This window comes from Novosphingobium sp. BL-S-19 (assembly GCF_055521675.1).
Window position 1 is genome coordinate 2,938,766 of record NZ_CM145498.1, and the last position, 26,542, is coordinate 2,965,307.

25 protein-coding genes and 2 tRNA genes are annotated in these 26,542 nt (G+C 64.5%); 13 read left to right on the forward strand and 14 right to left on the reverse strand.

Annotated elements, in window-relative coordinates:
• Window positions 1-85: 85 nt before the first annotated feature.
• Complete coding sequence (locus ACZ1JV_RS22105; protein ID WP_465150541.1) at window positions 86-1,243, forward strand: AI-2E family transporter; 1,158 nt, start codon at window positions 86-88, stop codon at window positions 1,241-1,243.
• Window positions 1,244-1,325: 82 nt separating this feature from the next.
• On the opposite strand, the gene der is transcribed toward ACZ1JV_RS22105, so the two are convergent.
• The gene (gene der, locus ACZ1JV_RS22110) at window positions 1,326-2,702 is read right to left on the reverse strand and encodes a ribosome biogenesis GTPase Der (protein WP_465135829.1); all 1,377 of its coding nucleotides are present in this window, start codon (window positions 2,700-2,702) and stop codon (window positions 1,326-1,328) included.
• A 189-nt stretch (window positions 2,703-2,891) separates the two neighbouring features.
• On the opposite strand from der, the gene ACZ1JV_RS22115 reads away from it, so the two are divergent.
• On the forward strand, window positions 2,892-3,548 hold the full coding sequence (locus ACZ1JV_RS22115) for a CHAP domain-containing protein (protein WP_465150542.1): 657 nt from the start codon (window positions 2,892-2,894) through the stop codon (window positions 3,546-3,548).
• Window positions 3,549-3,584: 36 nt separating this feature from the next.
• On the opposite strand, the gene ACZ1JV_RS22120 is transcribed toward ACZ1JV_RS22115, so the two are convergent.
• Complete coding sequence (locus ACZ1JV_RS22120; protein ID WP_395331520.1) at window positions 3,585-3,872, reverse strand: DUF3297 family protein; 288 nt, start codon at window positions 3,870-3,872, stop codon at window positions 3,585-3,587.
• An 89-nt stretch (window positions 3,873-3,961) separates the two neighbouring features.
• Here ACZ1JV_RS22120 and ACZ1JV_RS22125 point away from each other — a divergent pair.
• Window positions 3,962-4,036, forward strand: a tRNA-Val gene (locus ACZ1JV_RS22125).
• A 98-nt stretch (window positions 4,037-4,134) separates the two neighbouring features.
• On the opposite strand, the gene ACZ1JV_RS22130 is transcribed toward ACZ1JV_RS22125, so the two are convergent.
• Both ACZ1JV_RS22130 and ACZ1JV_RS22135 read right to left on the reverse strand, forming a co-directional pair.
• The gene (locus ACZ1JV_RS22130; protein WP_465150543.1) at window positions 4,135-5,445 is read right to left on the reverse strand and encodes a methyl-accepting chemotaxis protein; all 1,311 of its coding nucleotides are present in this window, start codon (window positions 5,443-5,445) and stop codon (window positions 4,135-4,137) included.
• A gap of 158 nt (window positions 5,446-5,603) precedes the next feature.
• The gene (locus ACZ1JV_RS22135) at window positions 5,604-6,662 is read right to left on the reverse strand and encodes an acyltransferase family protein (RefSeq protein WP_465150544.1); all 1,059 of its coding nucleotides are present in this window, start codon (window positions 6,660-6,662) and stop codon (window positions 5,604-5,606) included.
• A 185-nt stretch (window positions 6,663-6,847) separates the two neighbouring features.
• Here ACZ1JV_RS22135 and serS point away from each other — a divergent pair, with 185 nt between their 5' ends.
• The 4 genes from serS (at window position 6,848) to ACZ1JV_RS22155 (ending at window position 11,216) form a co-directional block, all read left to right on the forward strand.
• The gene (serS, locus tag ACZ1JV_RS22140) at window positions 6,848-8,128 is read left to right on the forward strand and encodes a serine--tRNA ligase (protein WP_465150545.1); all 1,281 of its coding nucleotides are present in this window, start codon (window positions 6,848-6,850) and stop codon (window positions 8,126-8,128) included.
• Window positions 8,129-8,317: 189 nt separating this feature from the next.
• Complete coding sequence (gene surE / locus ACZ1JV_RS22145) at window positions 8,318-9,082, forward strand: 5'/3'-nucleotidase SurE (protein ID WP_465150546.1); 765 nt, start codon at window positions 8,318-8,320, stop codon at window positions 9,080-9,082.
• Window positions 9,079-10,152: a LysM peptidoglycan-binding domain-containing protein gene (locus ACZ1JV_RS22150; protein WP_465150547.1), complete on the forward strand. Its 1,074-nt coding sequence runs from the start codon at window positions 9,079-9,081 to the stop codon at window positions 10,150-10,152. Before surE ends, ACZ1JV_RS22150 begins: the two co-directional genes overlap by 4 nt.
• Window positions 10,153-10,163: 11 nt before the next feature.
• The gene (locus ACZ1JV_RS22155; protein WP_465150548.1) at window positions 10,164-11,216 is read left to right on the forward strand and encodes a potassium channel family protein; all 1,053 of its coding nucleotides are present in this window, start codon (window positions 10,164-10,166) and stop codon (window positions 11,214-11,216) included.
• Window positions 11,217-11,236: 20 nt separating this feature from the next.
• On the opposite strand, the gene ACZ1JV_RS22160 is transcribed toward ACZ1JV_RS22155, so the two are convergent.
• A complete protein-coding gene (locus ACZ1JV_RS22160; protein ID WP_465135837.1) occupies window positions 11,237-11,629 on the reverse strand; it encodes a DUF1761 domain-containing protein in 393 nt (130 codons plus the stop codon).
• Window positions 11,630-11,975: 346 nt separating this feature from the next.
• On the opposite strand from ACZ1JV_RS22160, the gene rimO reads away from it, so the two are divergent.
• From rimO to ACZ1JV_RS22180, 4 genes are all read left to right on the forward strand, one after another.
• Window positions 11,976-13,355 carry a 30S ribosomal protein S12 methylthiotransferase RimO gene (rimO, locus tag ACZ1JV_RS22165; RefSeq protein WP_465150549.1) on the forward strand — a complete coding sequence of 460 codons (1,380 nt, stop codon included), beginning with the start codon at window positions 11,976-11,978 and terminating at the stop codon, window positions 13,353-13,355.
• Between the two features lie 1,101 nt (window positions 13,356-14,456).
• Window positions 14,457-15,911 carry a serine hydrolase domain-containing protein gene (locus ACZ1JV_RS22170; protein WP_465150550.1) on the forward strand — a complete coding sequence of 485 codons (1,455 nt, stop codon included), beginning with the start codon at window positions 14,457-14,459 and terminating at the stop codon, window positions 15,909-15,911.
• Window positions 15,912-15,960: 49 nt separating this feature from the next.
• The gene (locus tag ACZ1JV_RS22175) at window positions 15,961-16,722 is read left to right on the forward strand and encodes a competence/damage-inducible protein A (RefSeq protein ID WP_465150551.1); all 762 of its coding nucleotides are present in this window, start codon (window positions 15,961-15,963) and stop codon (window positions 16,720-16,722) included.
• On the forward strand, window positions 16,712-17,251 hold the full coding sequence (locus ACZ1JV_RS22180) for a chorismate--pyruvate lyase family protein (protein ID WP_465150552.1): 540 nt from the start codon (window positions 16,712-16,714) through the stop codon (window positions 17,249-17,251). Before ACZ1JV_RS22175 ends, ACZ1JV_RS22180 begins: the two co-directional genes overlap by 11 nt.
• A gap of 1 nt (window position 17,252) precedes the next feature.
• Here the strand turns inward: ACZ1JV_RS22180 and ACZ1JV_RS22185 are convergent, their stop codons facing one another.
• From ACZ1JV_RS22185 to ACZ1JV_RS22205, 5 genes are all read right to left on the reverse strand, one after another.
• Window positions 17,253-18,101, reverse strand: coding sequence for a TauD/TfdA dioxygenase family protein (locus ACZ1JV_RS22185; protein WP_465150553.1), 849 nt, complete (start codon window positions 18,099-18,101; stop codon window positions 17,253-17,255).
• A gap of 294 nt (window positions 18,102-18,395) precedes the next feature.
• Window positions 18,396-19,169 (reverse strand): SDR family NAD(P)-dependent oxidoreductase, encoded by a 774-nt coding sequence (locus ACZ1JV_RS22190; protein WP_465150554.1) that lies wholly within the window; start codon window positions 19,167-19,169, stop codon window positions 18,396-18,398.
• A 182-nt stretch (window positions 19,170-19,351) separates the two neighbouring features.
• The gene (gene rplA / locus ACZ1JV_RS22195; RefSeq protein WP_465150555.1) at window positions 19,352-20,053 is read right to left on the reverse strand and encodes a 50S ribosomal protein L1; all 702 of its coding nucleotides are present in this window, start codon (window positions 20,051-20,053) and stop codon (window positions 19,352-19,354) included.
• Window positions 20,054-20,057: 4 nt separating this feature from the next.
• Window positions 20,058-20,489, reverse strand: a complete 432-nt coding sequence (rplK, locus tag ACZ1JV_RS22200; RefSeq protein ID WP_395331488.1) for a 50S ribosomal protein L11 — start codon at window positions 20,487-20,489, stop codon at window positions 20,058-20,060.
• Between the two features lie 171 nt (window positions 20,490-20,660).
• Entirely contained in the window at window positions 20,661-21,704 is a 1,044-nt protein-coding gene (locus ACZ1JV_RS22205) for an acyltransferase family protein (RefSeq protein WP_465150556.1), read from the reverse strand.
• A gap of 113 nt (window positions 21,705-21,817) precedes the next feature.
• Between ACZ1JV_RS22205 and ACZ1JV_RS22210 the strand changes: the two genes are divergently transcribed.
• Window positions 21,818-22,543, forward strand: coding sequence for a GNAT family N-acetyltransferase (locus ACZ1JV_RS22210; protein WP_465150557.1), 726 nt, complete (start codon window positions 21,818-21,820; stop codon window positions 22,541-22,543).
• 70 nt (window positions 22,544-22,613) lie between these two features.
• Here ACZ1JV_RS22210 and nusG read toward each other — a convergent pair whose 3' ends face one another.
• From nusG to ACZ1JV_RS22230, 4 genes are all read right to left on the reverse strand, one after another.
• Window positions 22,614-23,150 (reverse strand): transcription termination/antitermination protein NusG, encoded by a 537-nt coding sequence (nusG, locus tag ACZ1JV_RS22215; RefSeq protein ID WP_465135847.1) that lies wholly within the window; start codon window positions 23,148-23,150, stop codon window positions 22,614-22,616.
• 23 nt (window positions 23,151-23,173) lie between these two features.
• Entirely contained in the window at window positions 23,174-23,371 is a 198-nt protein-coding gene (gene secE / locus ACZ1JV_RS22220; RefSeq protein ID WP_395331480.1) for a preprotein translocase subunit SecE, read from the reverse strand.
• Window positions 23,372-23,516: 145 nt separating this feature from the next.
• Window positions 23,517-25,079, reverse strand: a complete 1,563-nt coding sequence (locus ACZ1JV_RS22225) for a hypothetical protein (RefSeq protein ID WP_465150558.1) — start codon at window positions 25,077-25,079, stop codon at window positions 23,517-23,519.
• Window positions 25,080-25,392: 313 nt separating this feature from the next.
• Window positions 25,393-25,468, reverse strand: a tRNA-Trp gene (locus tag ACZ1JV_RS22230).
• A gap of 215 nt (window positions 25,469-25,683) precedes the next feature.
• On the opposite strand from ACZ1JV_RS22230, the gene aat reads away from it, so the two are divergent.
• Entirely contained in the window at window positions 25,684-26,511 is an 828-nt protein-coding gene (gene aat, locus ACZ1JV_RS22235; RefSeq protein ID WP_465135849.1) for a leucyl/phenylalanyl-tRNA--protein transferase, read from the forward strand.
• Window positions 26,512-26,542: the final 31 nt, after the last annotated feature.

Sequence of the window (26,542 nt, forward strand, 5' to 3'; positions counted from 1 at the left end):
GGCTTGTCTTGCCCAGCCGCCCGAAAAAATCCACCCCGTACCCGATCCGGGCTGGCGCAATATGAAATCGTGCTAAGACAGGATCATGGAGAGTCCACGTCCGCAGCCCCCCTATCGCCTCGAAGACTATGGCTTCGCATTTCTGGTCATCATCGTATCGGTCGCCTTCGCATGGCTGCTGATGCCCTATTTCGGCGCCGTGCTCTGGGGCGTGGTCGCCGCGATCCTGTTCGAGCCGCTGACCTTCCGCTTTTCGCAAAAGATGGGCGGGCGGCCCAACACCGCCGCCGGGCTTATGCTGCTGATGCTGCTGGCCCTGTTCATCATTCCGGCCATCCTGCTGGGCATCAGCCTGGTGCAGGAAGTGAGCGCGATCTACGAGAAGATCTCCACCGGCCAGTTGGATGTCAGCCACACTATCGCAAAACTGCGCGCCGCCCTGCCCGATTCGGTAGAGGGACTGGTGGACCGCTACGGCCTTGCCGACTTCGAATCGCTGCGCCGCCAGTTCGGCGCGGGGATCGCCAGCGGCTTGCAGGGGCTGGCAACGCGCCTCGTCTCCGCCGGTCAGGGCGCGCTGAGCTTCCTCGCCGCGCTGGGCGTGATGCTCTACCTCACCTTCTTCCTGCTGCGCGACGGGCGCCGTTACGGTGAACTGATCCGTGAATCGCTGCCGCTGCGCCCGCACCTTCGCGACCGGCTGATCACCAACTTCCTCGTCGTAGTGCGCGCAACGATGAAGGGAACCGTGGTCGTTGCCATCCTGCAGGGCCTTGTCGGCGGGGTCATCTTCTCGCTGCTGGGGATTCCCGGATCGCTGCTCTGGGGCGTGCTGATGGGCTTCTTCTCGCTGCTGCCCGCCGTGGGAACCGGCCTCGTCTGGGTGCCGATGGCGCTGTACCTGCTGGCGACGGGCCATGTCTGGCAGGGCTCGATCCTCGCCTTCTGCGGCATGTTCGTGATCGGCATGATCGACAACCTGCTGCGCCCGATCCTGGTCGGCCGCGACACGCGCATGCCGGACTTCGTGGTGCTGATCGCCACGCTGGCCGGCCTGCAGATCTTCGGCCTCAACGGCTTTATCGTGGGCCCGGTGATCGCCGCGCTGTTCATCTCGGTCTGGAACCTGATGCGCGAGATGCGCAGCGCAGACGGCATGATCGAGCCCGACGCCATCGAACTGGAAGACGAAGCGGCCGAGCAGCGCGGTGCCAGCGCCGAAACGGCAGCGCACCCCTCGTAAGCCACGGCTCCCCGCTCCCACGAAAAAGCCCGCTCCCGCACAATGCGGAAGCGGGCTTTTTCATGTCTGAGGCAATTGGCGCCTACTTGTTTGCGAAGGGGTTCTTCGCACTTCGCAGGTTCAGGCGGATCGGCACCGCGTCAAAGCCCAGTTCGCGGCGGATGCCGTTGACCAGGTAGCGCTTGTAGCTTTCCGGCAGCAGGTCCAGTCGCGTGCCGAACAGCACGAAGCCCGGCGGGCGGGTCTTGGCCTGGGTGATGTAGCGCAGCTTGATGCGCTTACCGCCCGGCGCCGGCGGCGGATTGGCCGACAACGCATCGTCGAACCAGCGGTTGAGCGCGGCAGTCGGCACGCGGCGCGTCCATGCCTCGCGGATCGAGAAGGCGGCGGCGATCAGTTCGTCCAGCCCCTTGCCGGTGCGTGCCGAAACCGCCAGCAGCGGCACGCCGCGGACCTGGGCCAGACCATCGTCCAGCGCGCCGCGAATGCCCTGGAACAGCTTCGAAGCGTCCTCGGCCACGTCCCACTTGTTGATCGCGATCATCAGTGCGCGACCTTCTTCCAGCACCTTTGAGGCGATGGTGAGGTCCTGATGCTCCAGCCCGCGCGTTGCATCGAGCAGCAGCACGACCACTTCGGCAAAGTCGATCGCATGGCGCGCGTCGGCCACGGCCATGCGTTCCAGCTTTTCGGTCACGTTGGCGCGCTTGCGCATGCCGGCGGTATCGATCAGGCGAACCGGGCGGACTTCGTCCGTCTTGGGATCGGTCCATTCCCAGTCGATCGCGATCGAATCGCGGGTAATGCCCGCTTCCGGCCCGGTCAGCAGGCGGTCCTGCCCCAGGATCTTGTTGATCAGGGTGGACTTGCCCGCGTTCGGACGGCCGACGATGGCCAGCTTGAGCGGCGCGCGCAGCAGCGCTTCCTCGTCCAGCTCCTCGAACTCTTCCTCTTCAGGCTGGAGCGGTTCCAGATGCGGTAGCAGGGCCTCGAACAAGTCGGCCATGCCCTCGCCATGCTCGGCGGAGATGCCAACCGGATCGCCAAGGCCCAGCGAATAGGCTTCGAGCAGACCACCCTCGCCCGCGCGGCCTTCAGCCTTGTTTGCCAGCAGGATTACCGGCACCGGCGAGGCGCGCAGCCAGTTGCCGATTTCCTCGTCCAGCGGGGTCAAGCCGGCACGCGCGTCGACCACGAACAGTGCGACGTCGGCAGTTTCCAACGAAGCCTCGGTCTGCTGACGCATGCGGCCGGGCAGCGTCTCCGCTTCGTCGTCCTCCCAGCCGGCAGTGTCGACGATCTGGAACTTGAGCCCCAGCAGTTCGGCATCGCCGAAGCGACGGTCACGCGTGACGCCCGGCTGATCGTCGACAAGCGCGAGCTTTTTGCCGACGAGCCGATTGAACAGCGTGGACTTGCCAACGTTGGGTCGGCCGATGATGATCACCTGGGGAAGCATATAAGAACTCGATAAAGGATTCGCGCCGATAGGGGAATTTGCCGCAAATGGAAATGACCCTGCAAAAAGACACGGTTTTCTGCGGTTTCGGCGCTCAAATAGTTACCGCGCCATTAACCACATAATTCAGGAAGCCCCTAACCCTGCCCGCCGAACATGGCAAACATGAAGGGTTACCGCAGATTCATCATGTTGGGCCTCGCACTTGCGGCGGCGGCACCAGCCATCAATCCGGTCGCTGCCAGCGCCGCCATCGACGATACCATGGCCGGTGCAAACGGGGGCGCAGATGGCGGATCGGACGCCGCCAAAGGCCCGGATTATCTCGAATGCGTGCCCTACGCACGCCAGCTTTCGGGCATCCGCATCTTCGGCGATGCCCATACCTGGTGGCAGCAGGCGCATGGACGCTATGCCACCGGCCACACGCCGCGCGTCGGCGCAGTCATGGCGATGCAACCTTACGCCAATTCCGAACTGGGCCACGTGGCGACGGTCAGCAAAGTGGTCGATTCGCGCACGATCCTGGTCAGCCATTCCAACTGGTCCCCGATCAATGGCCGCCGCGGCCAGATCGAGAAGAACGTGACCGTGCTGGACGTTTCGCCCGAGAACGACTGGAGCGAAGTGCGCGTGTGGTACGCACCGATCCATAACCTGGGCACCACGCACTGGCCAGTTTCCGGCTTCATTTATAATGCGAAGCCCGGCGCGATGAAGGATCTGGGCAGTGCCCGGCTCGACGCCATCGCGGAACCCGACGAATCGCCCGCCCTCACGCCGCAGGCAAAGAAAAAGGGCCGCCGAAGCGACCCTATCGGCGCCATCATCGCAGGCACCTACTGATAGCAATCGGGCCGCATCACGCGGCCCGATCCATATTCAGAGCTTGGCGACCGGCGCGTCCTCGCCCAGATCCTCGTACCAGGCCTCGACCGGACCGGCGAGCTTCACCGTCAGCGGATTGCCCTTGCGATCCAGCGTCTTGCCGGCCTGCACGCGCACCCAACCTTCGGAAATGCAATATTCCTCGACATTGGTGCGCACGGTGCCCTTAAAGCGGATGCCAACGCCGCGCTTCAGCTTTTCCTCATCGAAGAACGGGCTCTTCGGGTTGATGGCAAGGTGGTCGGGCGGCACGTCTGCGCCGGTCTTGGTCTCTTCGGTCATGCCACGCGATTTAATTGCAGATGCACGCTTGTCAATTCGATCCGACTCATCTAGAGGCGCGCTTCCGCAGCGGACATGGTCCGGCCGGCGGGCGCGTAGCTCAGTGGTAGAGCACACCCTTCACACGGGTGGGGTCGCAGGTTCAATCCCTGCCGCGCCCACCATTCCTTCTCTGGAATGGCCACCTTCAAACACTCCGAACATCGATGGCTTTTGAGGGCTTCCGCCGCAGCGACCCGTGCCGCCGCGACGGAATGACGCATCAGACGCGCCCGCTCACCAGCATCGGCCGGAAACCGCCCTGCGCCGGCGTCATGCGAAAGCGATCCGCTTCCGCCGCCAACGTGGCCACTTCGGACGTCAGATTGCGCGCCGCCGCCGAAGTCTGCTCCACCATCGCCGCGTTCTGCTGCGTCGAATGGTCCATCGCGCTGACAGCGGCGTTGATCTCGCCGATCGCGGCGGCCTGAGCGTCGTTGTCAGAGGCGATCAGCCCGGCCAGCCGTGTGACTTCCTCGCCCGAAACCGAGATCACGCCGAAAGCGGAATCGACCTTGTGCACCGCCTCCACGGCGGCCTCGATATCCGTCTGGGTCACGCCAAGCTGATCGCGCGCCCGCTTCGATTCCTCTTCAGCACGCATGGCCAGTGCCGAAACCAGATCGGCCACCACCGCAAAGCCGCGCCCGGCATCGCCGGCGCGTCCGGCCTCCACCGCCGCGTTCATCGCCAGCACGCGCGTCTGGAAGGCGATCTTGTCCAGCCCTTCGATCACCGCATCGATGCCCTTGGCGCTTTCGCTTACGCGGTTCATCGCCTCAACTGCGGCATCGGTGCGCGAGCGCCCCTCATGCACCGCATCCATCGCCTGCCCGGATGTCGCGACCGACCGCGTCGCCGCCTCCGCAGTGGCCTTAAGCCGGTGATCGATCTGCTGGATTGCCGCCGCCGTCTGTTCCAGGCTGGCGGCATTGGCCTCCGTCCGCCGGGCAAGATCCTCCGACGCCTGTGCAATCTCGCGCGACCCGACAAGGCTGTTCTGCGTGCCGGACTTCACCGATCCCAGCAACCCGCGCAGGCTGCCCAGCGCATCGTTGAAGCTATCCTTCAGCGCCGCATATTCGCCGGGATAGTCCTCGACGATGTCCGCCGTCAGGTCGCCATCGGAAAGGCGACGAAAGTTCATCGCCATGCCCTGCACCACTTGGGCATTGCGCTGCGCCTCGTCGCTCTTGGCGATCTCTGCCTGCGCGGTTTCGCGGAACTGGAACATCGCCTGCGTCATGCGCCCCACACAATCGCGGAAATGCGTGAACTCGATCGGACTGTCGAGATCGCCTGCGGCAAGTCCCTCCATGCGCACCACGGTGGCGACGTAAGGCCCGGCAATCGCCTCACGATAGGCGATGCCAAAAACTGCCGCTGCGAAAGTGGCCGCAACCACGGCCCAGCCCGCCATTCCGTCTGCCAGGTATAGCCCGGCCAGCCCGCTTGCCAAAGTCAGCGCCGCCATACTGCCAAATGAAATCAGCAATTTAAGCCGAATAGGCGCGTTTGCCCTGAACCACTCCATAGCTTTTACCCCAATCCCGCCCGCGCAAGTCGGAACCGTTCCGGCTTTTTGCGGACCCCTAGGGTGTTATAGGCGGCACTTTCGACCTTCGATTGCGAAGAATTATCAGCAGAGGTGTCGCAAGGGCAGCTTGCGGAAATTTAATGGCATTTTCCCGCTTAACAGGAAGCACTCTTCATATTCGTGGATATTCTTCGGGTTCGAATTCTCGTCCGAAGACGCTCTACCAGCGGGTCGAAGGTCAAAGTCAATAAACGGCCAAATGCAATCGAGACTATCAAGGTGATGAGGCAAAGGATCACCCGTTGCCACAAATGCGCCCCTTGCCAACCCAACGACCATGCAATGACCAACCCGACAATCCAGTGGGAAATATAAATCGGATACGACAAGTCCCCCAGGCGCTTGTCCAATGCGCGCGGAACGGGGTTCCAATCCGACACGGCCAATGGGGCAACGATCAGCAGGGCGATCGGGCCGGTCACGATCAGAGCGATCGCATCGCAAACGCTCGGTCCCCACAGGGCTCTCGCCGCAAAACGCAATCCGATGACGGCTGCAAATGCCACAAGCGCGCACCATGCCAGTTTCGGTGCGTGCCCGGCGATACGGGCACCGATCTCCTCCCGGTAATGATAGGCAAGCGCGCCAAGGCTGAACGGCAGACTGCCGCCGGGAATGGCAAGGTAGGAAAACAAGCCCACGTCACCGGCAAGTATTGCGACCATGCTGTAGGCGAGCGACAGGCCAAACCATACCAGCGTGATTTGCCGATTGCGGGAGATTCCCAGGCTGATGAGCAGGTAAAAGACCAGTTCCGTCGTGATGGCCCAGGTCGCGGGCGCCAGCCGCGGCGAAATGCTGCTGGGGACGATGGCCGGATAGATCATCGTCAGGTTCTCCAGCCATCGGCCGGTGGTAGCCGGAATCGCCATCTCCGGCTTGAACGCGATGCGAAAACCGTCGGGCACCAAGGCGAGCAGGCTCACCGAAAACGCAAGCACGAGCAGATAGGAAGGATACAGCCTCAGCGCCCTGTTACACCAGAACCGGGCGAAACCCTCCAGACCGTATCCGTAGCTGCGCTGCATGACGAAAGTCATGAGATAGCCCGAAATGACGAAAAAGCCGACAACGGCATTGTCTCCGCCGAACGGGAAGCGACCAATGTGCTGAAGCAGGACGGCGATGGCGAGGATCAGTCGAAGCGTTCCCATGGCAGGGATCGTTTCGCAATTGCGACATGGCGCCAACGGCAAATACGTCCGTTTCGGCCCGGGTTGGAACGGTGCCGGCACTTTACCCGCCATGCGCAAAGACTGTGGGTGCATCGAAGTTCGGCGGCACAAAGCGCATCGGCCAATCTTGCGCGTATCGGCGTGAGGCGGCATAGCCCCGGCCCATGCACGATATCCGCCTGATCCGCGAGAATCCCGAAGGATTCGACGCCGGCCTCGCCCGCCGTGGGGTTGCCCCCGTGGCCGCTGACATCCTCGCGCTTGACGAGCAGCGCCGCTCGGTCGCGACGCGCATGCAGGAGGGGCAGAATCGCCGCAACGAGGCGTCAAAGGCGATCGGCAAGGCCATGGGCCAGGGCGATACCGCCACGGCCGAAGCGCTGAAGGCCGAAGTCGCCCAGTTGAAGGACACCCTCCCCGCGCTGGAAGCCGAGGAGAAGGAGCTTTCTGCGCAGCTTCAGAGCGTGCTGGCCGGTCTGCCCAACATCCCGGTGGCCGAAGTGCCCGACGGCGCGGACGAGACTGAGAACCTTGAAGTCGCCAAGTGGGGCACCCCCGGCACTTTCGCGTTCGAGCCGAAGGAACATGCCGATCTCGGCCCCGCGCTCGGCCTCGATTTCGAGACGGGTGCCAAGCTCTCCGGCGCGCGCTTCACCTTCCTGAAGGGCCACATGGCCCGCCTGCACCGCGCGCTCGCGCAGTTCATGCTGGATACGCAGACCGCCACCAACGGCTACATGGAATGCATCGTTCCGCTGCTGGTGAAGGACGAGGCTGTCTACGGCACCGGCCAGCTTCCCAAGTTCGCGGAAGACCTGTTCAAGACTACAGACGGCCGCTGGCTGATCCCCACCGCCGAAGTCTCGCTGACCAACGCGGTTCAGGATGAGATTGTCGATCTTGAAGCCCTGCCCTTGCGCATGACCGCGCTCACGCCCTGCTTCCGCTCCGAAGCGGGTTCGGCGGGGCGCGACACGCGCGGATTCATCCGCCAGCACCAATTCGAGAAAGTGGAACTCGTCACCGTGTGCCAGCCCGACCAGTCGGAAGCCGAGCACGAGAAGATGGTCGCCGCTGCCGAAGGTATCCTGCAGGCGCTGGAACTGCCCTATCGCAAGGTGCTGCTCTGCTCCGGCGACATGGGCTTCACCGCGAACAAGACCTTCGATCTGGAAGTCTGGCTGCCCGGCCAGGGCGCCTACCGCGAGATCAGCTCGGTTTCGAACTGCGGCGATTTCCAGGCCCGCCGCATGAACGCGCGCTTCAAGCCGGAAGGGTCGAAGAAGACCGAGTTCCTGCACACCCTCAACGGCTCCGGCCTCGCGGTCGGCCGCACGCTCGTCGCCGTGTTGGAGAACTACCAGCAGGAAGACGGCTCGGTTCTGGTGCCCGAAGCGCTGAAGCCGTGGATGGGTGGGATCGAGAAGCTGGAGCCCTGCTTCTGATTGAGTTCCGAGGGGGCTTCGACAAGCTCAGCCTGAGCGGGTTTGGGAAGATATTCATCCAATCCCACTCCGTCTGAGCCCCCCTTCCGCTCATCCTGAACTTGTCGAAGGATGGATGGGCCCCCTCCGCTCATCCTGAGCCTGTCGAAGGATGAATGGGCCAACGCCCGGCCAAGTTAGAGAGACATCATGCGCATCCTCCTCACCAACGACGACGGCATCAACGCCCCCGGCCTCTACGTCCTCGAAAAGATCGCCGCCCAGCTTTCGGACGACATCTGGATCTGCGCGCCGAGCGAAGAACAGTCGGGCGCCGGCCACTCGTTGACGCTGGGCCGCCCGGTGCGGATGCGCGAACATGCGCCCAAGCGCTTCTCGGTCACGGGTACACCGACCGATTCGGTGACGCTTGGCCTCAAGAAGGCCCTGCCCGGCCCACCCGACCTGATCCTGTCCGGCGTCAATCGCGGCGCCAATCTGGGCGATGACGTGACCTATTCGGGCACCGTTTCGGCAGCGATGGAAGGGGCGATGGCCGGCATCCCCTCGATCGCGCTGAGCCAGGTCTATGCCGGCGAAGGCCATGGCAACAACGTCAGTTTCTCCGCCGCAGAGGAATGGGGCGCCAAAGTGCTGCGCCCGCTGCTGAACGTTCCCTTCGCGCCGCGCACGCTGATCAATGTGAACTTCCCGCCGGTGGCCGCCGCCGACGTGAAGGGCATCCGCGTCGTCCGTCAGGGCTTCCACGATTATGCGCGCGGTTCGGTCGTCGAAGGCATGGACCCGCGCGGGTTCCCGTACTTCTGGTTCGGCCTGCACGGCATCGAGCACACGCCCGGCCACAACACCGATCTGGAAGCAATTGCCGAGGGCTATATTTCGGTAACGCCGCTGCAACTGGACCTGACGCACGACGCCTCGCTGGCGCAGATCGCGAGCCGCTACTCGGCATGATCCGCCACGCGTTTCTCCCGATTGCGGCGCTCGCGCTGGCCGGCGCGCCCGCGCTTGCCGCCCCGGGGGCCGAAAAGGTCCACGTCGTCGGCCAGGGGGAAACGTTGAACGGTATCGCCAATCGCGCCGGCGTAGCGGCCACCGCAATCGCCAGGGCCAACGGGCTGAAACAGCCTTACGTGGTCAAGGCCGGGCAGAAGCTGACGATCCCCCGCAGCGCTTCGGCCAAACCTGCCGCCACACTCACGCCCACCGCGACGCCCACGCCCGAAGCGCGCACCGCCGCGCGCGCACAGACTGTGGCGCGCAGGGCTGCGGCCGCCTCTGCCGAGACCGAGGAAATCCATGAGGTCGAACCCGGCGAAACACTGGGCGGCATCGCCCAGCGCGCCGGCGTCGCCCGCGTTCTGCTCATTGAAGCGAACGGGCTGCAGCCACCCTATGTGGTACGTACCGGCCAGCAGCTCAAGATCCCGCGCACCCGGCGCCACACGGTGAAAGCAGGCGACACCGGCTTCTCGCTTTCGCTGAAATATGCCGTGCCGTGGGATCAGATCGCGCTTGCCAACGGGCTCGATCCCGCAGCGCCGGTCAAATCGGGCCAATCGCTGCTGATCCCGACACTGGTCGATGCGAAAGCCGCGCCGGTCGCAGCCTCCGCGCCGGTGCCTGCATCTAGTGCAAAAACCACCGCCGCCCGCTTCCTCTGGCCCGTGTCCGGGCCGCTCCGCCGCAAGTTCGCCGCCGGGACGGATCCGCATGACGGCATCGACATCAAGGCACCCGAAGGCACGATGGTCCGCGCCGCTGCCGCTGGCACCGTCAAATTCGCCGGACCGGAAAAACAGCAGTTCGGCAATCTGGTCGTGCTCGATCACGGCAACGGGTGGTTCACGGCCTATGGCTTTCTCAGCCGCGTCACCGTGAAGCAGGGCGCGAAAGTGGCCGCCGGCGAACGCGTGGGGCTGGTGGGCGACACCGGCCTTGCCAAGGGTGACGAGCTCCACTTCGAAGTGCGCCGCGACGGCAAGCCCGTAGACCCGCTGGACGAGTTGCCCAAGGCCCCGTAAGTTACGGGGGCATGTCGAAAAAGCGCCCTGCCCGTGCGGTGTTCAGGCCGCTGCGCCGCTCGCTGGCGGTTCCCGTCTGGGCCGATGTCGCCATGCGCCTCGGCGGCGCGTTCCTGCTGATCTTCATCGTCATCATGGTCCACTGGACCGACCGTGCGGGTCTGAACGACACGCACGATGGGCAGGTCAGCTTTCTGGACGTCGTCTACTTCACGATGATCTCCATCACCACCACCGGCTTTGGCGACATCGCCCCGGTCAGCGACCGGGCGCGGCTGATCGAGGCCGTGCTGGTCACGCCGATCCGGCTGGCGGTGATCACCATCTTCGTGGGCACCGCCTATAACTTCATCATCAAGCGAAGCTGGGAGACCTGGCGCATGAAGCACATCCAGGAAAGGCTGGAGGGCCATATCGTCGTTCTCGGCTTCGGGGTCAGCGGTTCGGAAGCGGTCAAGGAATTGGTCGAGCGCGGCACCGATCCCGCGCGGATCGTGGTCGTCGATCCCGCACAAGCCCGGCTTTCGTTTGCAGAGAGCATGGGCTGCAATGTCCTGCAGGGTGACGCCACGCGGGACGAAATCCAGAACGCCGTACGCGTCAGCACCGCCAGCACCGTGCTGGTGTCCGCCGGGCGGGACGATACTTCGGTGCTGATCGTGCTGACCACGCGCCATCTTGCGCCGGAGGTGCCGATCACCGTCGTGATCCGGGCCGACGACAACGAGTTGCTCGCCCGGCAGGCCGGGGCCAACAACGTGATCAACCCGGTGCGCTTCACCGGCCTGCTGCTGGCGGGATCGGCGGAGGGGCAGCATGTGGCCGAATATCTGTCGGACCTCGCCTCGGTCGCAGGGCGGGTGCAACTGGTGGAGCGGCCGGTCGATCCGTCCGAAATCGGCCAGTCGCTGGACCGCCTTGCCACCGGCGGCCGCGGCCTCAGGGTCTATCGCGGGGATCGCTGCATCGGCTTCTGGGAAGACGACGCCAAGGTCCTGCAGGCCGGCGACATCGTGGTCGAGATCGCGCCCACCAAGGCGTCCGACGAAGAGCCCTCAGGCTGACTCGGTCAGGCCCGAATCGATCAAGCGAGCACCCAGAACACCAGCCCCATCGCCAGATAGGCCACCAGCCAGAACGCGCAGTCGACCACGCGCTTCAGCGGCTCGGTGCCCTGGCGCAAATGCGTAAGCCAGACAGAGGGGATCACGAAGGCAATGGCGACGCCGCCCGTCTGCATGAAATAGAGCCACGGCTTCACTGCCAGCGTCGCTTCACCGATGCGCGCGAAGTTGTGGCCGAGCATGATCGAGGAAATCAGCATCACCAGCCCGACAACGCCGTAATTCGCCGTGCGCTTGGAATTGCCCGGAAACAGCTGCCGACCGGTGCGGAACATCGGCCCGTGCCACACGATCCCCACGGCGATCGCCAATGCCGCAGCAAGGAACACCGCCAGCCAGTTCACCGGACCCATTGCAAACCCTTTCGTCCATAGAGCACGAGCACAACCCGCACCCGCCGCACCCTGAAGCTACCGGCCTAGTGGTACAGCGGAACTCTCGCAAGTGATCCGCACAGCGGGGCCGCCCGCGCGCGAATCTCCCTGACGGCTTTTAGACGAAAACACCCGCCGCCCCGCGTCGCGACGGCCGCGTTCACGATTTTCCGCAACCCACGCTCGTTCGCAGAGGGGCCGCCTGCGAGGCGCAATTTCCATGACTTGCGCCCTGCCTCGGCACCGCCGCGGCAGGCCGACTCGCCCGGATTCCATTCAATTCGTGACTCCGGGGCGCAATCGGAGTATCGGGCCCGCCATTCCTATGGCTATTGAAATCCCCTCCCCGCCCAAGGTCGGCATGGTCAGCCTCGGCTGTCCCAAGGCGCTTGTCGACTCCGAACGCATCCTCACCCGCCTGCGCGCCGATGGCTACACGATGAGCCCGGACTATGCCGGCGCCGATGTCGTGCTCGTCAACACTTGCGGTTTCCTCGATTCCGCGAAGGAAGAGAGCCTGGCCGCAATCGGTGAAGCCATTGCCGAAAACGGCCGCGTGATCGTCACCGGCTGCATGGGCAATGAGGCCGACGTGATCCGCGCCCGCTTCCCGGATGTGCTGGCCGTTACCGGCGCGCATCAGTACGAAGCCGTGGTCGAGGCCGTGCATGACGCCGCCCCACCCGAGCTTTCGCCCTACGTCGACTTGATCCCACAGATCTACGACGAAGCGGGCGTGAAGCTGACGCCGCGCCACTACAGCTATCTGAAGATCTCGGAAGGCTGCAACCACGCGTGCTCGTTCTGCATCATCCCCAGCCTGCGCGGCAAGCTGGCGAGCCGCCGCATCGACGCCGTGCTGCGCGAAGCGGAAAAGCTGGTGCAGGCCGGCACCCGCGAACTGCTCGTCATCAGCCAGGACACGTCTGCCTATGGCGTGGACGTGCGGCATGAGACGCGCACGTGGAAGGACCATGAAGTTCGCACCCACATGACCGATCTCGCCCGCGAGCTGGGTCAGTTGAAGGATGCGCAAGGCCGCGCGCCGTGGGTGCGCCTGCACTACGTCTATCCCTATCCGCATGTCGACGCGGTGATCCCGTTGATGGCGGAAGGCCTACTGACGCCGTACCTGGACATTCCGTTCCAGCATGCCGCGCCGTCGGTGCTGAAGTCGATGAAGCGTCCGGCCAACGAGGCCAAGGTGCTCGACCGCCTGCACAAGTGGCGCGAAATCTGCCCGGATATCGCCATCCGCTCCAGCTTCGTGGTCGGCTTCCCCGGCGAAACCGAGGAAGACTTCCAGTACCTGCTGGATTGGCTCGACGAAGCGCAGCTCGACCGCGTCGGCGCGTTCCGTTTCGAACCCGTAGAGGGTGCTTCCGCCAACAACCTGCCGAATCCGGTTCCGGAAGAGGTGAAGGAAGAACGGTACGCGCGGATCATGGAAAAGACCGCCGCGATCAGCGCCGCCAAGCTTCAGGCCAAGGTCGGCCGCGTGATCCCGGTGATCATCGACGAAGTGGGCGAGCCGGACGAGGACGGCGAAATCGGTGCAACCGCCCGCTCGCAAGCGGACGCGCCCGAGATCGACGGCAATGTCTTCCTGCGCAACGTGGGCGACGTGCAAGTCGGTGATATCATTGACGTTCTTGTCGAAGACGCGGACGAACACGACCTTTACGGGGCATTGACCCATGGCTGATCCCGATCGGTTCTGCGCCTTATAGTTGCAAGTCTTGCAATCATCGGCGATTTTTTCGCGTTTGCGAAGAATCGCCCCGGCAAGCATATAGAGCGGGCCTTTCAGGCATCCTCTCCCAAAAACTTTCCAAAGGGGCTGGTCTTCGGACCGGCCCTTCTTTTTTGCCTGCTTTGCGCGGGAGGCTCGTTCGATCGGAGTGCGGATGGTAGCGCATGACAATGGCAGCTGCGACATGGTCCTCATCGCCGGGTGAACCGCTCAGCATCAGGACCTGACCAGCTAGCGGGCCCACGCACCCCTCCAAATTCGTCGCCCCCGCGCGGGCGGGGTCCCGCTTCCTTCCTGCGAAATGCGGGCAAAGAAAAAGCGGGATCCCCGCCTTCGCGGGGATGACGAGTTGGGCAGGCGTTCCGAGGGAAACTGCGGCGAATTAGACGGTTCGGCCCGCCCTCAAACCCAACCGAACATCGTTCAAATGCAATACTCACAAATCTGAACAACGCATTTCCGCGAGTTCACCGACCCGCCTAGTTGCACGTCTTGCAACCATGCTCCAGTTTTTCGCGTTTGCGGAGAATCGGTCCAGCGAGCATATGGAGCAGGCCTTTCAGGCATCCTCTCCCAAAAACTTTCCAAGGGGCTGGTCTTCGGACCGGCCCTTCTTTTTTGCCCTCAGCCCGTCCGGCTCTCGGCAAGGCTCTTAACAGCCCTCTACCGAAGACATGTCGATCGCAACAGCGGCATCAGGATCGTGCCTGAGCGCTCATTGATAGCGTCACCACTTCCGCACCAAACGGCAGCGCCCCCTTCCGCACGCCCGAACCGCGGGAAAACCGCGGAAAACGGTGGGAAATGCAAATGCATCAAGCCGCACTCACGCAAATCCGCCACTTCGCCCCTGTGATGGGTTGCGCGACACGCAACTATGCTCCATTTTTTCGCATTTGCAGCAAAACCTGTCTGGCAGCATAAGGATCAGGCCTTTCAGGCATCCTCTCCCAAAACTTTCACGGGCTGGTCTTCGGATCGGCCCTTTCTTTTTGCCCCGGTTCCGCGCGGTCCCGGCATTGAGTTTGCCGGGCTTGCCTGTAGCGTCGCGCCATGAATCGCACCGCTCTTACCCGCCTGCTGACTGCCGGCGCCCTCATCCTCGCCCCGACCACTCTCGCCGCCGCCCCCGCGTCGCAGCCAGCGCCCGCCGCCGCTTCGACGAGCGCCGCGCTTACGCCCGCGCAGGAAAAGGCCATCGACGAGGCCGTGACCAAAGCTCTCGCCCATAGCGGCGTGCCTTCGGCGCAAGTCGCCATCGCGCGCGGCGGCCAGATCGTGCTGGCCAGGGCTTGGGGCAAGGCGGCGGACGGCATGCCTGCGCGGCCCGATCAGCCCTACCAGATCGCCTCCAACTCCAAGCAGTTCCTCGGCGCGCTGATCCTGAAGCTGCGCGATCAGGGCAAGCTTTCGCTGGACGACAAGGTTTCCAAGTACCTGACCGGCGTATCCGGCGGCGATGAGATCACCATCCGCCAGTTGCTCTCGCACACGTCGGGCCTGCGCGACTTCTGGCCGCAGGACTACGATTTCGTCGATATGCGCACCCCGGTGAAGCCGGAGGAGATCGTCAAGCGCTGGGGCACCGCCCCGCTGGACTACAAGCCCGGCACGCGCTGGCAATATTCGAACACCGGCTATGTCGTGGCCGGCGTGATCGCGGAAAAGGCCGGCGGCGCCCCGCTGTGGCAGCAGTTCGAGCGTGAGCTGTTCCAGCCCCTCGGCCTGCATCCGCTGAAGCTGGACGATACCAACAAGCCCGGTTTCCCGCAGGGCTATCACCGCTATGCGCTCGGCCCAGTGGTTGCGGCCACGCCGCCCGCCTCGGGCTGGCTCTGGGCGGCCGGTGAAATCTCGATGACCGCATCCGATCTGGCGCGTTGGGATATCGCCCGCCTCCACCGCACCCTGTTGCCCGCCGCCGACTGGGAAGAGCAGGAAGCCCCGGTGATCCTCGCGGACGGCACCAACAGCGCTTACGGTCTGGGCGTCTTCACCCGCACGGCCGATGGACGCCGCATCATCAACCACGGCGGCGAATCGACCGGCTTCCTCTCGCAGGCGACGATGTATCCCGACAGCGATGTGGCCATCGTCGTCCTCACCAACGCCGATTTCGGCGCGGTGACGGGCACCGTCACCTCTGCAATTGCCGATATCGTCATGCCGCGCGACCTGCCGCTCGACAGCGGCGAGGCCCCGCGCACCGCCGATGCCCGCGCTGAACTGGAAGCGCTGGTGGCCGGCAAATTCGACGCCGCGCACTTCACCGCCCACGCGCAGGACTATTTCTCGGCCGCCGTGCGCAAGGATTATCGCGAGAGCCTGACGCCGCTCGGCCCACTCACCGCGTTCGAACCGGCGGGGAAGCCGAAGCTGCGCGGCGGTTTCGTCAACCGCGCTTTCACCGCCACCTTCGGCAACCGCAAGCTGGCCGTCTCGACTTACGCCGATCCCGGCGCGAAGGGCGCGTGGGAGCAGTTCATCGTAATGCCTTCCGACGATTGAGCACGCCGACGGGTGGCGGTGTCTCTTCGGGTCGGCTAGCCAATGCGGCATGGTCGATTCGTCGCGTATCTACACCGCCGCCCTCGTCGTCATCGGTGACGAGATTCTCTCGGGCCGAACCCACGACAAGAACATTGCCCAGGTCGCTACCTGGTTGCAGGTGCAGGGCATCCGCCTCAAGGAAGTGCGCGTGGTGGCGGACGATACGCCCGCCATCGTCGAAGCGGTGAACCTGCTGCGCGCGCGCAACGACTATCTGTTCACCACCGGCGGCATCGGCCCGACACACGACGACATCACCGTGGACGCCATTGCCGAGGCGCTGGGCGTCACCGTGATCGTCCACCCCGAAGCACGGGCGATCCTGGAGACGTATTACGAGACGCGCGGCGGCCTGACCGAAGCGCGCCTGCGCATGGCGCGCACGCCCGAAGGCGCCAGCCTGATCCCCAACCGCTACACCGGCGCGCCGGGCATCCGTTATGACAACGTGTTCATCATGGCGGGCGTGCCCAGCATCACCGCCGGCATGCTCGACGCACTGACCGGCACGCTGGACGGCGGTGCCCCGCTGCTTTCCGAAACCATCGGCTGCTGGGTCGGTGAAAGCGAAGTGGCGGACCTGCTGCGCGAGACGGAGAAGGCTTTCGAAGGCTGCCAGATCGGTTCCTACCCGTTCTGGGGCGAAGGCCGCACCGGTGCCAACTTCGTAATCCGCTCTGTTGATGCCGAACAGCTTGCCGCCTGCACGCGCACGCTGGTCGAAGGGCTGGCCGCGCTGGGCAAGGCGGCCGTGCCGGGTGGGATTTAGCCTTATCTCCCTCGCCCCGATCTTCCTTGCCGGCTCCGCGCCGCAAGAGGCCGAATTCGAACGCCTGCTCGCCCGCAACGACAGCGCCACGGCAGCGCTGGGCGAATGGTGCGCCACGCACCGCAGTGCCGACGCGCCGGTGGTCACCGCCAAGCCCGTGAAGGGCGAGGACGCTGTCCTGCCCTCCGATGCCCGCGCCCTGCTGGAAGTCTCCGGCGATCAAGCGCTTGGCTACCGCCATGTCCGCCTGACCTGCGACGGCGTGACCTTGTCCGAAGCGCACAACTGGTTCGTGCCCGCGCGGCTGACCGATACGATGAACGCAACGCTGGCCGATACCGATACCCCGTTCGGCAAAGTCGTCGAGCCGCTGCACTTCACCCGCGAGCGGCTCGAATCGCGCCATGGTCGCCTTGAGGGCTGCCCGCCCGGCACGTTCCTCACGCACCGGGCGCTGCTGCGTCTGCCCGACGGAAAGCCGATCAGCCTCGTCGTCGAATGCTACCAGCGCGAGGCGCTGGACAAGTAGTTTAGGCTGCTACCGTCTCGGTCCCGGCGATCGAGGTGCGGTGCATCATGCGGCCGGTCGACTTGTCGTAGGGGATCGCGCGGTGCATCGCGCCGGTGTTGTCCCAGATCACGAAATCGCCCTTGGTCCACTTGTGCCGCAGCGAGAATGCCGGCTGCGCCGCCCATTCCTGCAGGCGGATCAGCATCGCGCGGCCCGCCGGGATCTCCATGCCGACCACGTGATCGGCCGTGGTGCCGATCACCAGCGACTTGCGGCCCGATTCGTGCGTCCAGACCAGCGGATGCTCCTTGACCAAGCCGATGCCCAGCACCTTTTCGCGGTGCTTCTCCGGAATGGCGTCGGCAATCGGTGAGAGGCTGGCGCGCACCGAGTGGACCGCCTTCATCCCTTCAAGCTCGCCCTTTTCCTCATCCGACAGACCTTCATAGGCCGCGTAAGTGCTGGCGAACTCGGTCTCGCCGCCCTTGTCGGGAGCGATGCGGCAGGACAGCAGCGTCGCGAAGGGCGGCGGCATGTCCACGGTGATGCCGTCCATGTGCCAGAAGAACGTGCCCAGCACATATTCGGGCTGCGGGTTGATCTTCTCGTCCAAGGTGACCTGATAGACGTCCTCGTCATTCGACTGGACATTGTTCCGCGCGGTCAGGCGCACCTTTTCGCCCATCAGGTTGGTGATTTCGAGCTGTTCGGCATCGGTCAGGTTCAGTTCCGGGAACACCACCACGGTCCGTTCCTCCACCTTGGCGCGGATCGCCTTGGCAGCCTCGGGCGTGAATACGTCGGCGCGGTCGTCCCAGACCACGCGCGAGCCGATGTGTTCCTTGATGTCTTCAAAGCGGATAGCCATCTGGCCGCCTCTCCCGTTTCGTTATGCTGAACATGTGTACAGCACTCGCAAACCCCGTGCAACCTTGGACCGATGGATCGCGCCCGCGCGTCGCAAGGTGACACTTCGGTTGACACAGTTGACACGGTCCTGAAACGGAAAGCCCCGCCCCTGCATCGGCCGCCAGAATGGCCCCCGCCAAACGGCGTTCAGGCGCATAATCCCGACGATTTCAAAGAGCCTTGCCGCCGCGCAGGATGGCAGAACGAGGCCGCGTAGGAAAATCGCCCCCTCCTGAACCGATACTCCGGCAGATCAGATGCCCGCCGCCATGCCTCCGGTAACGCGCAGGGTCTCTCCGGTTATGAAGCGCGCGCGGGGGGAAGAGAGAAACAGCATGGCCTCGACGATATCCGCCTCTTCCCCGAAAGCTTCGAGGTATTGCATCGCCTTCACGCGCGCCTTGGTCGCTTCGGGCAGCTCGTTGCGGATCGTGTCGGTCAGGATCAGGCCGGGCGAGATTGCGTTCACGCGGATGCCTTCAGGCGCCAGTTCGCGGGCGAAAGTGATCGTCAATCCGGCAACCGCCAGCTTCGACGTGCCATAGGCCGTTCCGCCCATATGCGCGGCGGAGGACGAGATGTTGACGATGCTGGCGTTGGCGCGGCCGGCCATGAACGGCTTCGCCGCAAGCGTCGCGATCACGGTGCCCATCACATTGACATCGAACAGGCGGCGCACCTTGGCTGCGCCCATCGCGGCAATCGGTTGGCTATATTCGTCGCTGTGCAGGCCGGCATTGTTGATCAACAGGTCGATCCCGCCATGCGCGGCGGCGACTTCGGCCATCAGCGCATTCATCCGCGCCTCGTCGGTGACGTCGCCGGCATAGCCGATGGCGCTACCACCCGACGCCCGGATCGCCGCCGCGGCCGCTTCGGCTTCGGGCCCGTCGCGGTCGATCAGCACCGCATGGGCGCCCTGCGCCGCAAGGGCCTCTCCGAAAGACTTGCCGAAGCCCCGGCCCCCGCCAGTGACGACGGCGACGGTGCCCGCCCTCTCTCCTGCGGATGCAATCGATCCGTTCATCCCATCGCTCTCCATCGCGCTGTTACGCCGGAGAGGTTACGAGCGGGTGCCTAGGAACGCCAAGCGCGGGCGCGATGCCTGTCTGGCGTCGAGCACCTTCAACGCCATAAAGAAAAAGGGCCGGAGGTTTCCCCCCGGCCCTTCTATCCGTTTCGCCGATCCCGAAGGACCGGGCGCCTAAATCAGGCGCCGGCGATGTCGGTCGTGTCGATCTTCAGGCCCGGGCCCATCGACGACGACAGCGAGATCTTGCGAACGTACTTGCCCTTCGAGCCCGAGGGCTTGGCCTTGACGATCGCATCGACGAACGCGCTGAAGTTGGTCAGCAGGTCGGCGTCCGAGAACGACATCTTGCCGATACCGGCGTGGATGATGCCCTGCTTCTCAACGCGGAACTCGATCTGGCCGCCCTTGGCGTCCTTCACGGCCTGCGTCACGTTCGGGGTCACGGTGCCGAGCTTCGGGTTCGGCATCAGGCCCTTCGGACCCAGCAGCTTACCGAGACGGCCGACGACGCCCATCATGTCCGGGGTGGCAATGACGCGGTCGTAGTTCAGGTTGCCGGCCTGCATGTCTTCCATGAGGTCTTCCGCACCAACCTTGTCGGCGCCGGCGGCGAGAGCTTCGGCAGCCTTGTCGCCCTTGGCGAACACGGCGACGCGAACGGTCTTGCCGGTGCCGGCCGGAAGCGAAACCATGCCGCGAACCATCTGGTCGGCGTGACGCGGGTCAACGCCCAGGTTCATCGCGACTTCGACGGTTTCGTCGAACTTGGTCGTCTTCAGGTCGCGCAGGGTCTGCAGCGCGTCAGCGACGGGGTAGTGCTTGAGGTTTTCGCCGAGCTTTTCGGTCAGCGACTTCTGCTTCTTGGTCACCTTGGCCATGGAATCAGCCCTCCACCACTTGCAGGCCCATCGCGCGGGCCGAACCTTCGATGATCTTGGTGGCGGCATCAATGTCGTTGGCATTGAGGTCGGCCATCTTGACCTGGGCGATTTCGGCAAGCTGCGAGCGCTTGACGGTACCGGCGCTGATCTTGCCCGGCTCCTTCGAGCCCGACTTCAGGTTCACGGCCTTCTTGATGAGGAAGGTCGCCGGGGGCGTCTTGGTGACGAACGTGAAGCTGCGATCCGCATAGACCGTGATGATGGTCGGGATCGGCATGCCCTTTTCGAGCTCCTGCGTGGCGGCATTGAACGCCTTGCAGAATTCCATGATGTTCACGCCGCGCTGACCCAGCGCAGGGCCGATCGGCGGGGACGGCGTGGCACTGCCGGCCTTGACCTGCAGCTTGATGTAACCTTCGATCTTCTTGGCCATGTGGCCACTCCTTTCACACTTTCGCACCTGCCGGGCAGATGCTCATGTTTAGCGGTCTTACGGACGCCGGGGGCATCCTCCCGCAGGGAATCGGTCGGCACAGGGCCGCTCCGAAGGGCGCGCCCCTAAACGAAATCGGGAGAAAAGAAAAGGGCGGAAAGTGATTCCCGCTCAGGCAGCGGTTACTGCCCTGCGCGCGTCCACCTGCCGCTGCCAAGCCGCGCGGATCATGCGGCGGGCCGGGCATTCCAGATAGCGGAACGAAAGGTCCGACACCAGCAGGACCAGTGCGCCGAAGCCCAGCGTCACTGCGAACCAGGTGACGATCCCGCCCGAGATGGGCCCGTAGTGCCCCTCAAGGACACGCAGCAGCGGCCAGTGGACAAGGTATATCGCGTAAGACCGGTCCCCCACCCAGCGCATGGGCGCGGAACCCATGAACTTCAGCCGCAGCGCCACCAGCAGCAGCGCCGGCCATGCCAGCAGGCTCAGCGGCAGCAACGAACTCATCCGGCCCATGTCGAGCGCGATGCCGATGGCCATCAGGCAGACCAGCAGCCCGGTCGGCGCATGGCGCAGCCGCGCCCGTGCGTGCCAGAGTACCTGCCCCAGAAAGAAGCCCAGAAGCCCGCGCGGAAGTCCGTCGCCCACCCACGGGCCGCCCGCCCTGCCCTGCACGGCGAAGTGCAGCAGCGCGCCGGCGATCGCCAGCACCGTCACCCGCTGCAAGATCCGCTTGCCGCCCACGGCACCCAGCGCGAAGAGCACGTAACACAGACACTCGACGGAGATCGACCAGCTCGGCCCGTTGAAACTGTGCCCCACCGTGCCGACGAAGCCCTGCAGCATGAACAGGTTGGCCATGAAGGTCAGGGGCGTATTGTTCGGATCGCCCAGGAAGGTCACCGCGCAGACCAGCAGCGTGACGAGGTGCAGCGGATAGAGCCGCGCCACCCGCGCCGCCGTGAAACCGCCGAGTGCACCGCGTCTCAGAACATAGCCCTGCCCCGGACCACGCTCGATCAGGTAGACATGCGCGAAGATGTAGCCGGAGATCAGGAAAAACAGGTCCACCAGCGTCCAGCCCCAGTGCTGGAACCAGCGCAACAGACCCGGCAACGCCTCGTTGACAGCGGGCTCGAACAGCGACTGCGGGTGGTAGAGCAGCGCCACGCCGCAAGCGGCGAGACCGCGCAGCCCATCGAGACGCGTCAAGCGTCCGCCCGGCCCTGTCGCCTCTCCTTTCAAGGTCGCGAAAATCCCCATCGCCGGGACTATTACAGAGACAGGGTTAAAAGGCTGATAATTACGTCTTCACGCGGAGAGCCGTGCCCGCCATAGCCCCCGGCATGGATAATTCGCAGCTCGACCGCCTGATCTGGACCGCGCTTTCCGGCGAACAGGCCCACTTCGCCCTGGGCACGGAAAACGCCCGCCGCTTCCATCCCGAGATCGGCCCGCTGGCCGCCATTCGCGACTTTTCGGACGAAAGCATGGCGGACTTTGCCGCCCTCGCCCGCGAGCATGGGCCACTGGCACTGATGCAGCCGGGCGAACCGGTGGCGATCCCCGGCATCGAACTCGTGAAGTCGGCCCAAGGCGTGCAGATGATCTTCGCCGGCGATGCCGCCGCGCTGGAAGCAATCGCCGTGGCCGCGCAGGATCCGCGCATCGTTCCTCTGGGGGAGGACGATTATCCGGAGATGCTGGAACTCGCCACGCTCACCCAGCCCGGCCCGTTCGGCACGCGCACCGGCGAACTGGGCGATTTCTGGGGGGTGAAGGAAGACGGCCGCATCCTCGCCATGGCCGGGCAGCGCACGCGGACGGGCAACTACGTCGAGATCAGCGCCGTCTGCGCCCATCCCGACGCGCGCGGTCGCGGGCTGGCCGGCCTGCTCTCACGCCGCGTCGCCGCCGCGATCCTCGACATGGGACGCACGCCGATCCTGCATTCTTATGCCGATAATGAGGCGGCGCTTTCGCTTTACCGCAAGCTGGGCTTCGTGGAGCGCGCGCGAGTGGGGCTGACGATCTACGGCCCTTATGACTGACATGAAAAAGGGCGCCTTCCGCTGGGAAGGCGCCCTTTTTCGCATCCACAGGCCACAAAGGCCCAGCAGATTACTTGCTGAGTTCGACGTGCTCGAAATCGAGATCGACCGGCGTGGCCCGGCCGAAGATCGACACCGAAACCTTGACACGGTTCTTGTCGAAATCGAGTTCCTCGACGATGCCGTTGAAGCTGGCGAACGGGCCGTCCAGCACCTTGACCGAATCGCCGATCTCGTAATCGACGCTGACCTGCTTGCGCGGGGCGGCGGCGGCGGCTTCGGCGGCGCCGAAGTAGCGTGCGGCCTCGCTCTCGCTGATCGCCTGCGGCTTGCTGTTGTTGCCCAGGAAGCCGGTGACCTTCGGTGTGTTCTTGACGAGGTGGTAGACGTCGTCGTTCAGGGTCAGCTTGGCGAGCACGTAACCGGGCATGGTCTTGCGCTCGACCTGGACCTTCTTGCCGCGCTTGACCTCGGTGATGGTCTCATGCGGGACCTGCACGTCCTCGACGAGCTGCGAGAGGCCGATACGCTCGGCTTCGGCGAGGATCGATTCCTTCACCTTGTTCTCGAAGCCGGAATAGGCGTGGATGATGTACCAGCGGGCCATGGTTCTCTCTTCGTTGTCTGGTTTCAGCCGATCAGCGACAGGAGCGAGCTGACGATCCAGCCGAACAGTGCGTCGATGCCCAGGAAGAACACTGCCAGCAGCAGCGTCATCAGGCCGACGAAGATCGCGGTCGTCACCGTCTCCTGGCGCGAGGGCCAGTGAATCTTGGAGGCTTCGGTGCGCACCTGGCGGAAGAATTCGCCGGGAGTGGTCTTGGCCATGTCAGTCGTACTCGCGTCTCTGCCTGGTGCCCGAAAGGCAATCCGGGCGGGAAAAAGTCTCTTGTCTTCCGCCTAGGGCTCATCGCCGCCCCGGCCTAGGCCGGGAGGGGCAGATGGGATCCGCATGTCGGAAGGAAAGCGCGACTTAGCGCCCGTCGCCCTGATTTGCAAGGTCTGCCGGATCGGCAAGACGCGCAAGGAACGAGTTGGAGCTGGAATAGAGCACGCGCGCGCCATCGGGCAGCGCCACCGGCTTGATCGTGCCGATATACCACAGGTAATCGGCATGGCGCGCGGGCGGGAATGTGCGCAGATCGATGTGCTGCTGCGGCGAATAGAGAATCCGCTGCGTGGGATCTGCGAAGCGGTAGGAAAGATCGCGCATCGACAGCATGTGAACATCGGGCAGCGCGAAGTTCGAATTCTCCATCGCGCTGCGGCGGACCACGGCGTAGGAGCCGAAATGCTCGAACGGGCCGAAGCGCCACTGGCTGCGCGGGATCGCCACGGCGGTGGCGACACGGGCGCCTTCGGGCACTTTGTCCAGCGCGGCGATCAGTTCGCGCGCGGTCTGCGCATCCTGGTACCAGACCACCGTCGTCACCAGCGTGCGCGCCACGAACAGCGCGGTCGCCCCGCGTACCGCCCAGCGCGGCAGGTTCCAGTCGATCGCAAGGCAAGCCACCATCAGCGCCATGGTGGACAGGCGATAGTCGGCATAGTCACCGCCGAAGATCTGGCGCGGCACGATCAGCGTCAGCACGAACAGGATCAACGCGGCCCAGCCGAAGCGCCCGTCGATCTTGCGCAGCGCCAGCGCCCCGCCCAGCACGCCCAGCACGATCCACAGGCTGGCGATATCGAACGTATAGTCGAAGCTGCGCATCGACTTGTAGAGGATGCTCCACTTGTAATCGAGCACCCACCGTCCGTAGGAAACCTTGGAGTTGCTGCCCATGCCCATCAGCATCGGCAGCATGGGGAAGATCAGCGGCCAGGGCTTCAGGAACGGGCGCCAGTCGCGCCAGCTTTTCCGGTGGCTCCATTCATAGCCGAAGATCAGCACGCCCATCACGCCCCAGCCGGACACGTGGCTGAGCCAGACCACGAAGCTGGCCGGCACCATCGCCGCCCAGCGCCACGGCTTGCCCTCCAGCTTCACCCAGGCCGCAAAGACGAACAGCGCCAGCGCCACCGAGAGCGACCAGTTGACGAAGCCCATCAGCAGCGAGGGCGACCAGATCATCGCCAGCGACAGAATCGGCCCCACGCCCATCTTGCGGTTCAGCGAACGGCACAGGGCGTGGACGGAAAGCACCGAAAGGAACGGAATCAGCGCGACGATGATGCGCCCGGCCTGCTCCAGCCCGAAGATCGGCGTCATCGGCACCATCAGCAGTTCGACGCCGAGATTGCCCGTCCATTCCCAGTTGAAGCGGAAATAGCGCGTCAGATACGGGTCCTGCCCGTGATCGAGCGCGACCTTGTATCCCGCCAGGTGCGAGGGATAGTCGGTCATCTGCGGCGCCCAGGCGACCAGCACCGGCAATGCCGCCAGCACCGCCATGGCAAGCGCGAACATCAGTCCGCGATCCATCGTCGGCAAGCGGAAGCGGCCGCCGAAGCGACTGGCCGCAGCCTTGAACAGGTCCTGGGTCTGCGGTTGCGCGGTACCGTGCATCTGCGGCGTAATCTTTCCCGACTTCAAGCCAGTCTGGTGCCCAACGGGGCGGGAGATCGGCAAGCTTGCCGGCTTCTCCACGGGTGCCCGAATCGCCAGACGCGGCCCCTCCTAGAGCGCGCCTAACCGCAATCGCGGTATCGGCAAAGCGAATCACGGTATCGCGGCTTGCGGCTTATCGCAAATGCGAAGACGGGAACGGCACCCCAAGCGGCACGCAACGGCCACAACCGACCCGCCAAACGCGATCCGAATACGAATCACTTCGTCGTGAACGCACAAAGGCCCCGGAGATGTCCGGAGCCTTTGTATTTCAGCGCGTTCCAGCGAAGGAAAATGCTGGCAGGAGTGGAGGGACTCGAACCCACGGCCCTCGGTTTTGGAGACCGATGCTCTACCAACTGAGCTACACTCCTGCGGGCGGGCTGGCCTCTAGACACTGTTCCGCAGGATGACAAGGGGATTACGGCAGATAGTGCCGAACTTAATCCACAGGTCCGGCAACACGCCCGATATCCCGGATGCATTTCCCGCCCCTTTTCGGCCTACAATGCGACTTGCAATCCACTGGCCCCTGCGTTCACCCTGAGGCCGACCACCTTCAAGCCGCCATTCCAACCAGGCGAGAGACGTGCACGCACCCAATTCCACCCGAGCGATCGAGCCAGACCTTCTGATGCTGGCCTATCGCAGCGGGATCTTCCCGATGGCGGACAGCCGCGACGATCCGGAAATCTTCTGGATCGAGCCGCGGCTGCGCGCGATTCTGCCGCTGGATGGCTTCCACCTTTCGCACTCGCTGGCGCGCACGCTGCGGCGCGGGCGTTTCACGGTTACCTGCAACACCGCCTTTTCCGAGGTGATGGAAGCCTGCGCCGCACCGCGCCGGGTGCGCGAGGATGACGACGAAGACGAATCGGGCAGCTGGATCAGCCATCGCATTCAGGCGAGCTACGAAACGCTGAACCACTTGGGGCAGGCCCACTCGATCGAGGTCTGGCAGGAGCATGACGGCGCGCGCAGGCTGGTCGGCGGCCTCTATGGCGTGGGGTTCGACCGGGTGTTCTGCGGCGAAAGCATGTTCTCACGCGAGACCGACGCGTCGAAAGTGGCGCTGGCCTGGCTGGTGGCGGCGCTGCGCCTTGGCGGCGCGACGCTGCTGGACTGCCAGTTCATGACGCCGCACCTCGCCTCGCTTGGCGCGGTGGAAATGCCGCAGAAGCGCTATCTGGCGCTGCTGCAGCAGGCTCAGTCGGCAGTATCGTCCGAAGGTGACGGCGATGCGGAAGGCGTGGCAGTGGCTGCCGGAGCAGGCGCGGCCGAATCGGTGGCATCCGAAGAAGGCGCGGTGCTGGGCTTGCCCGATGCCTTCGCAGCGCTGCTGGAACTGGTTGCCGAGGCGGGCAGCGCTTCCTCACCCGGGAAAGTCATCGCGCAGCTCTTGACCCAGACGTCATAGACCGGGTGCTGCACCGTGTTCAGCGCGGGCG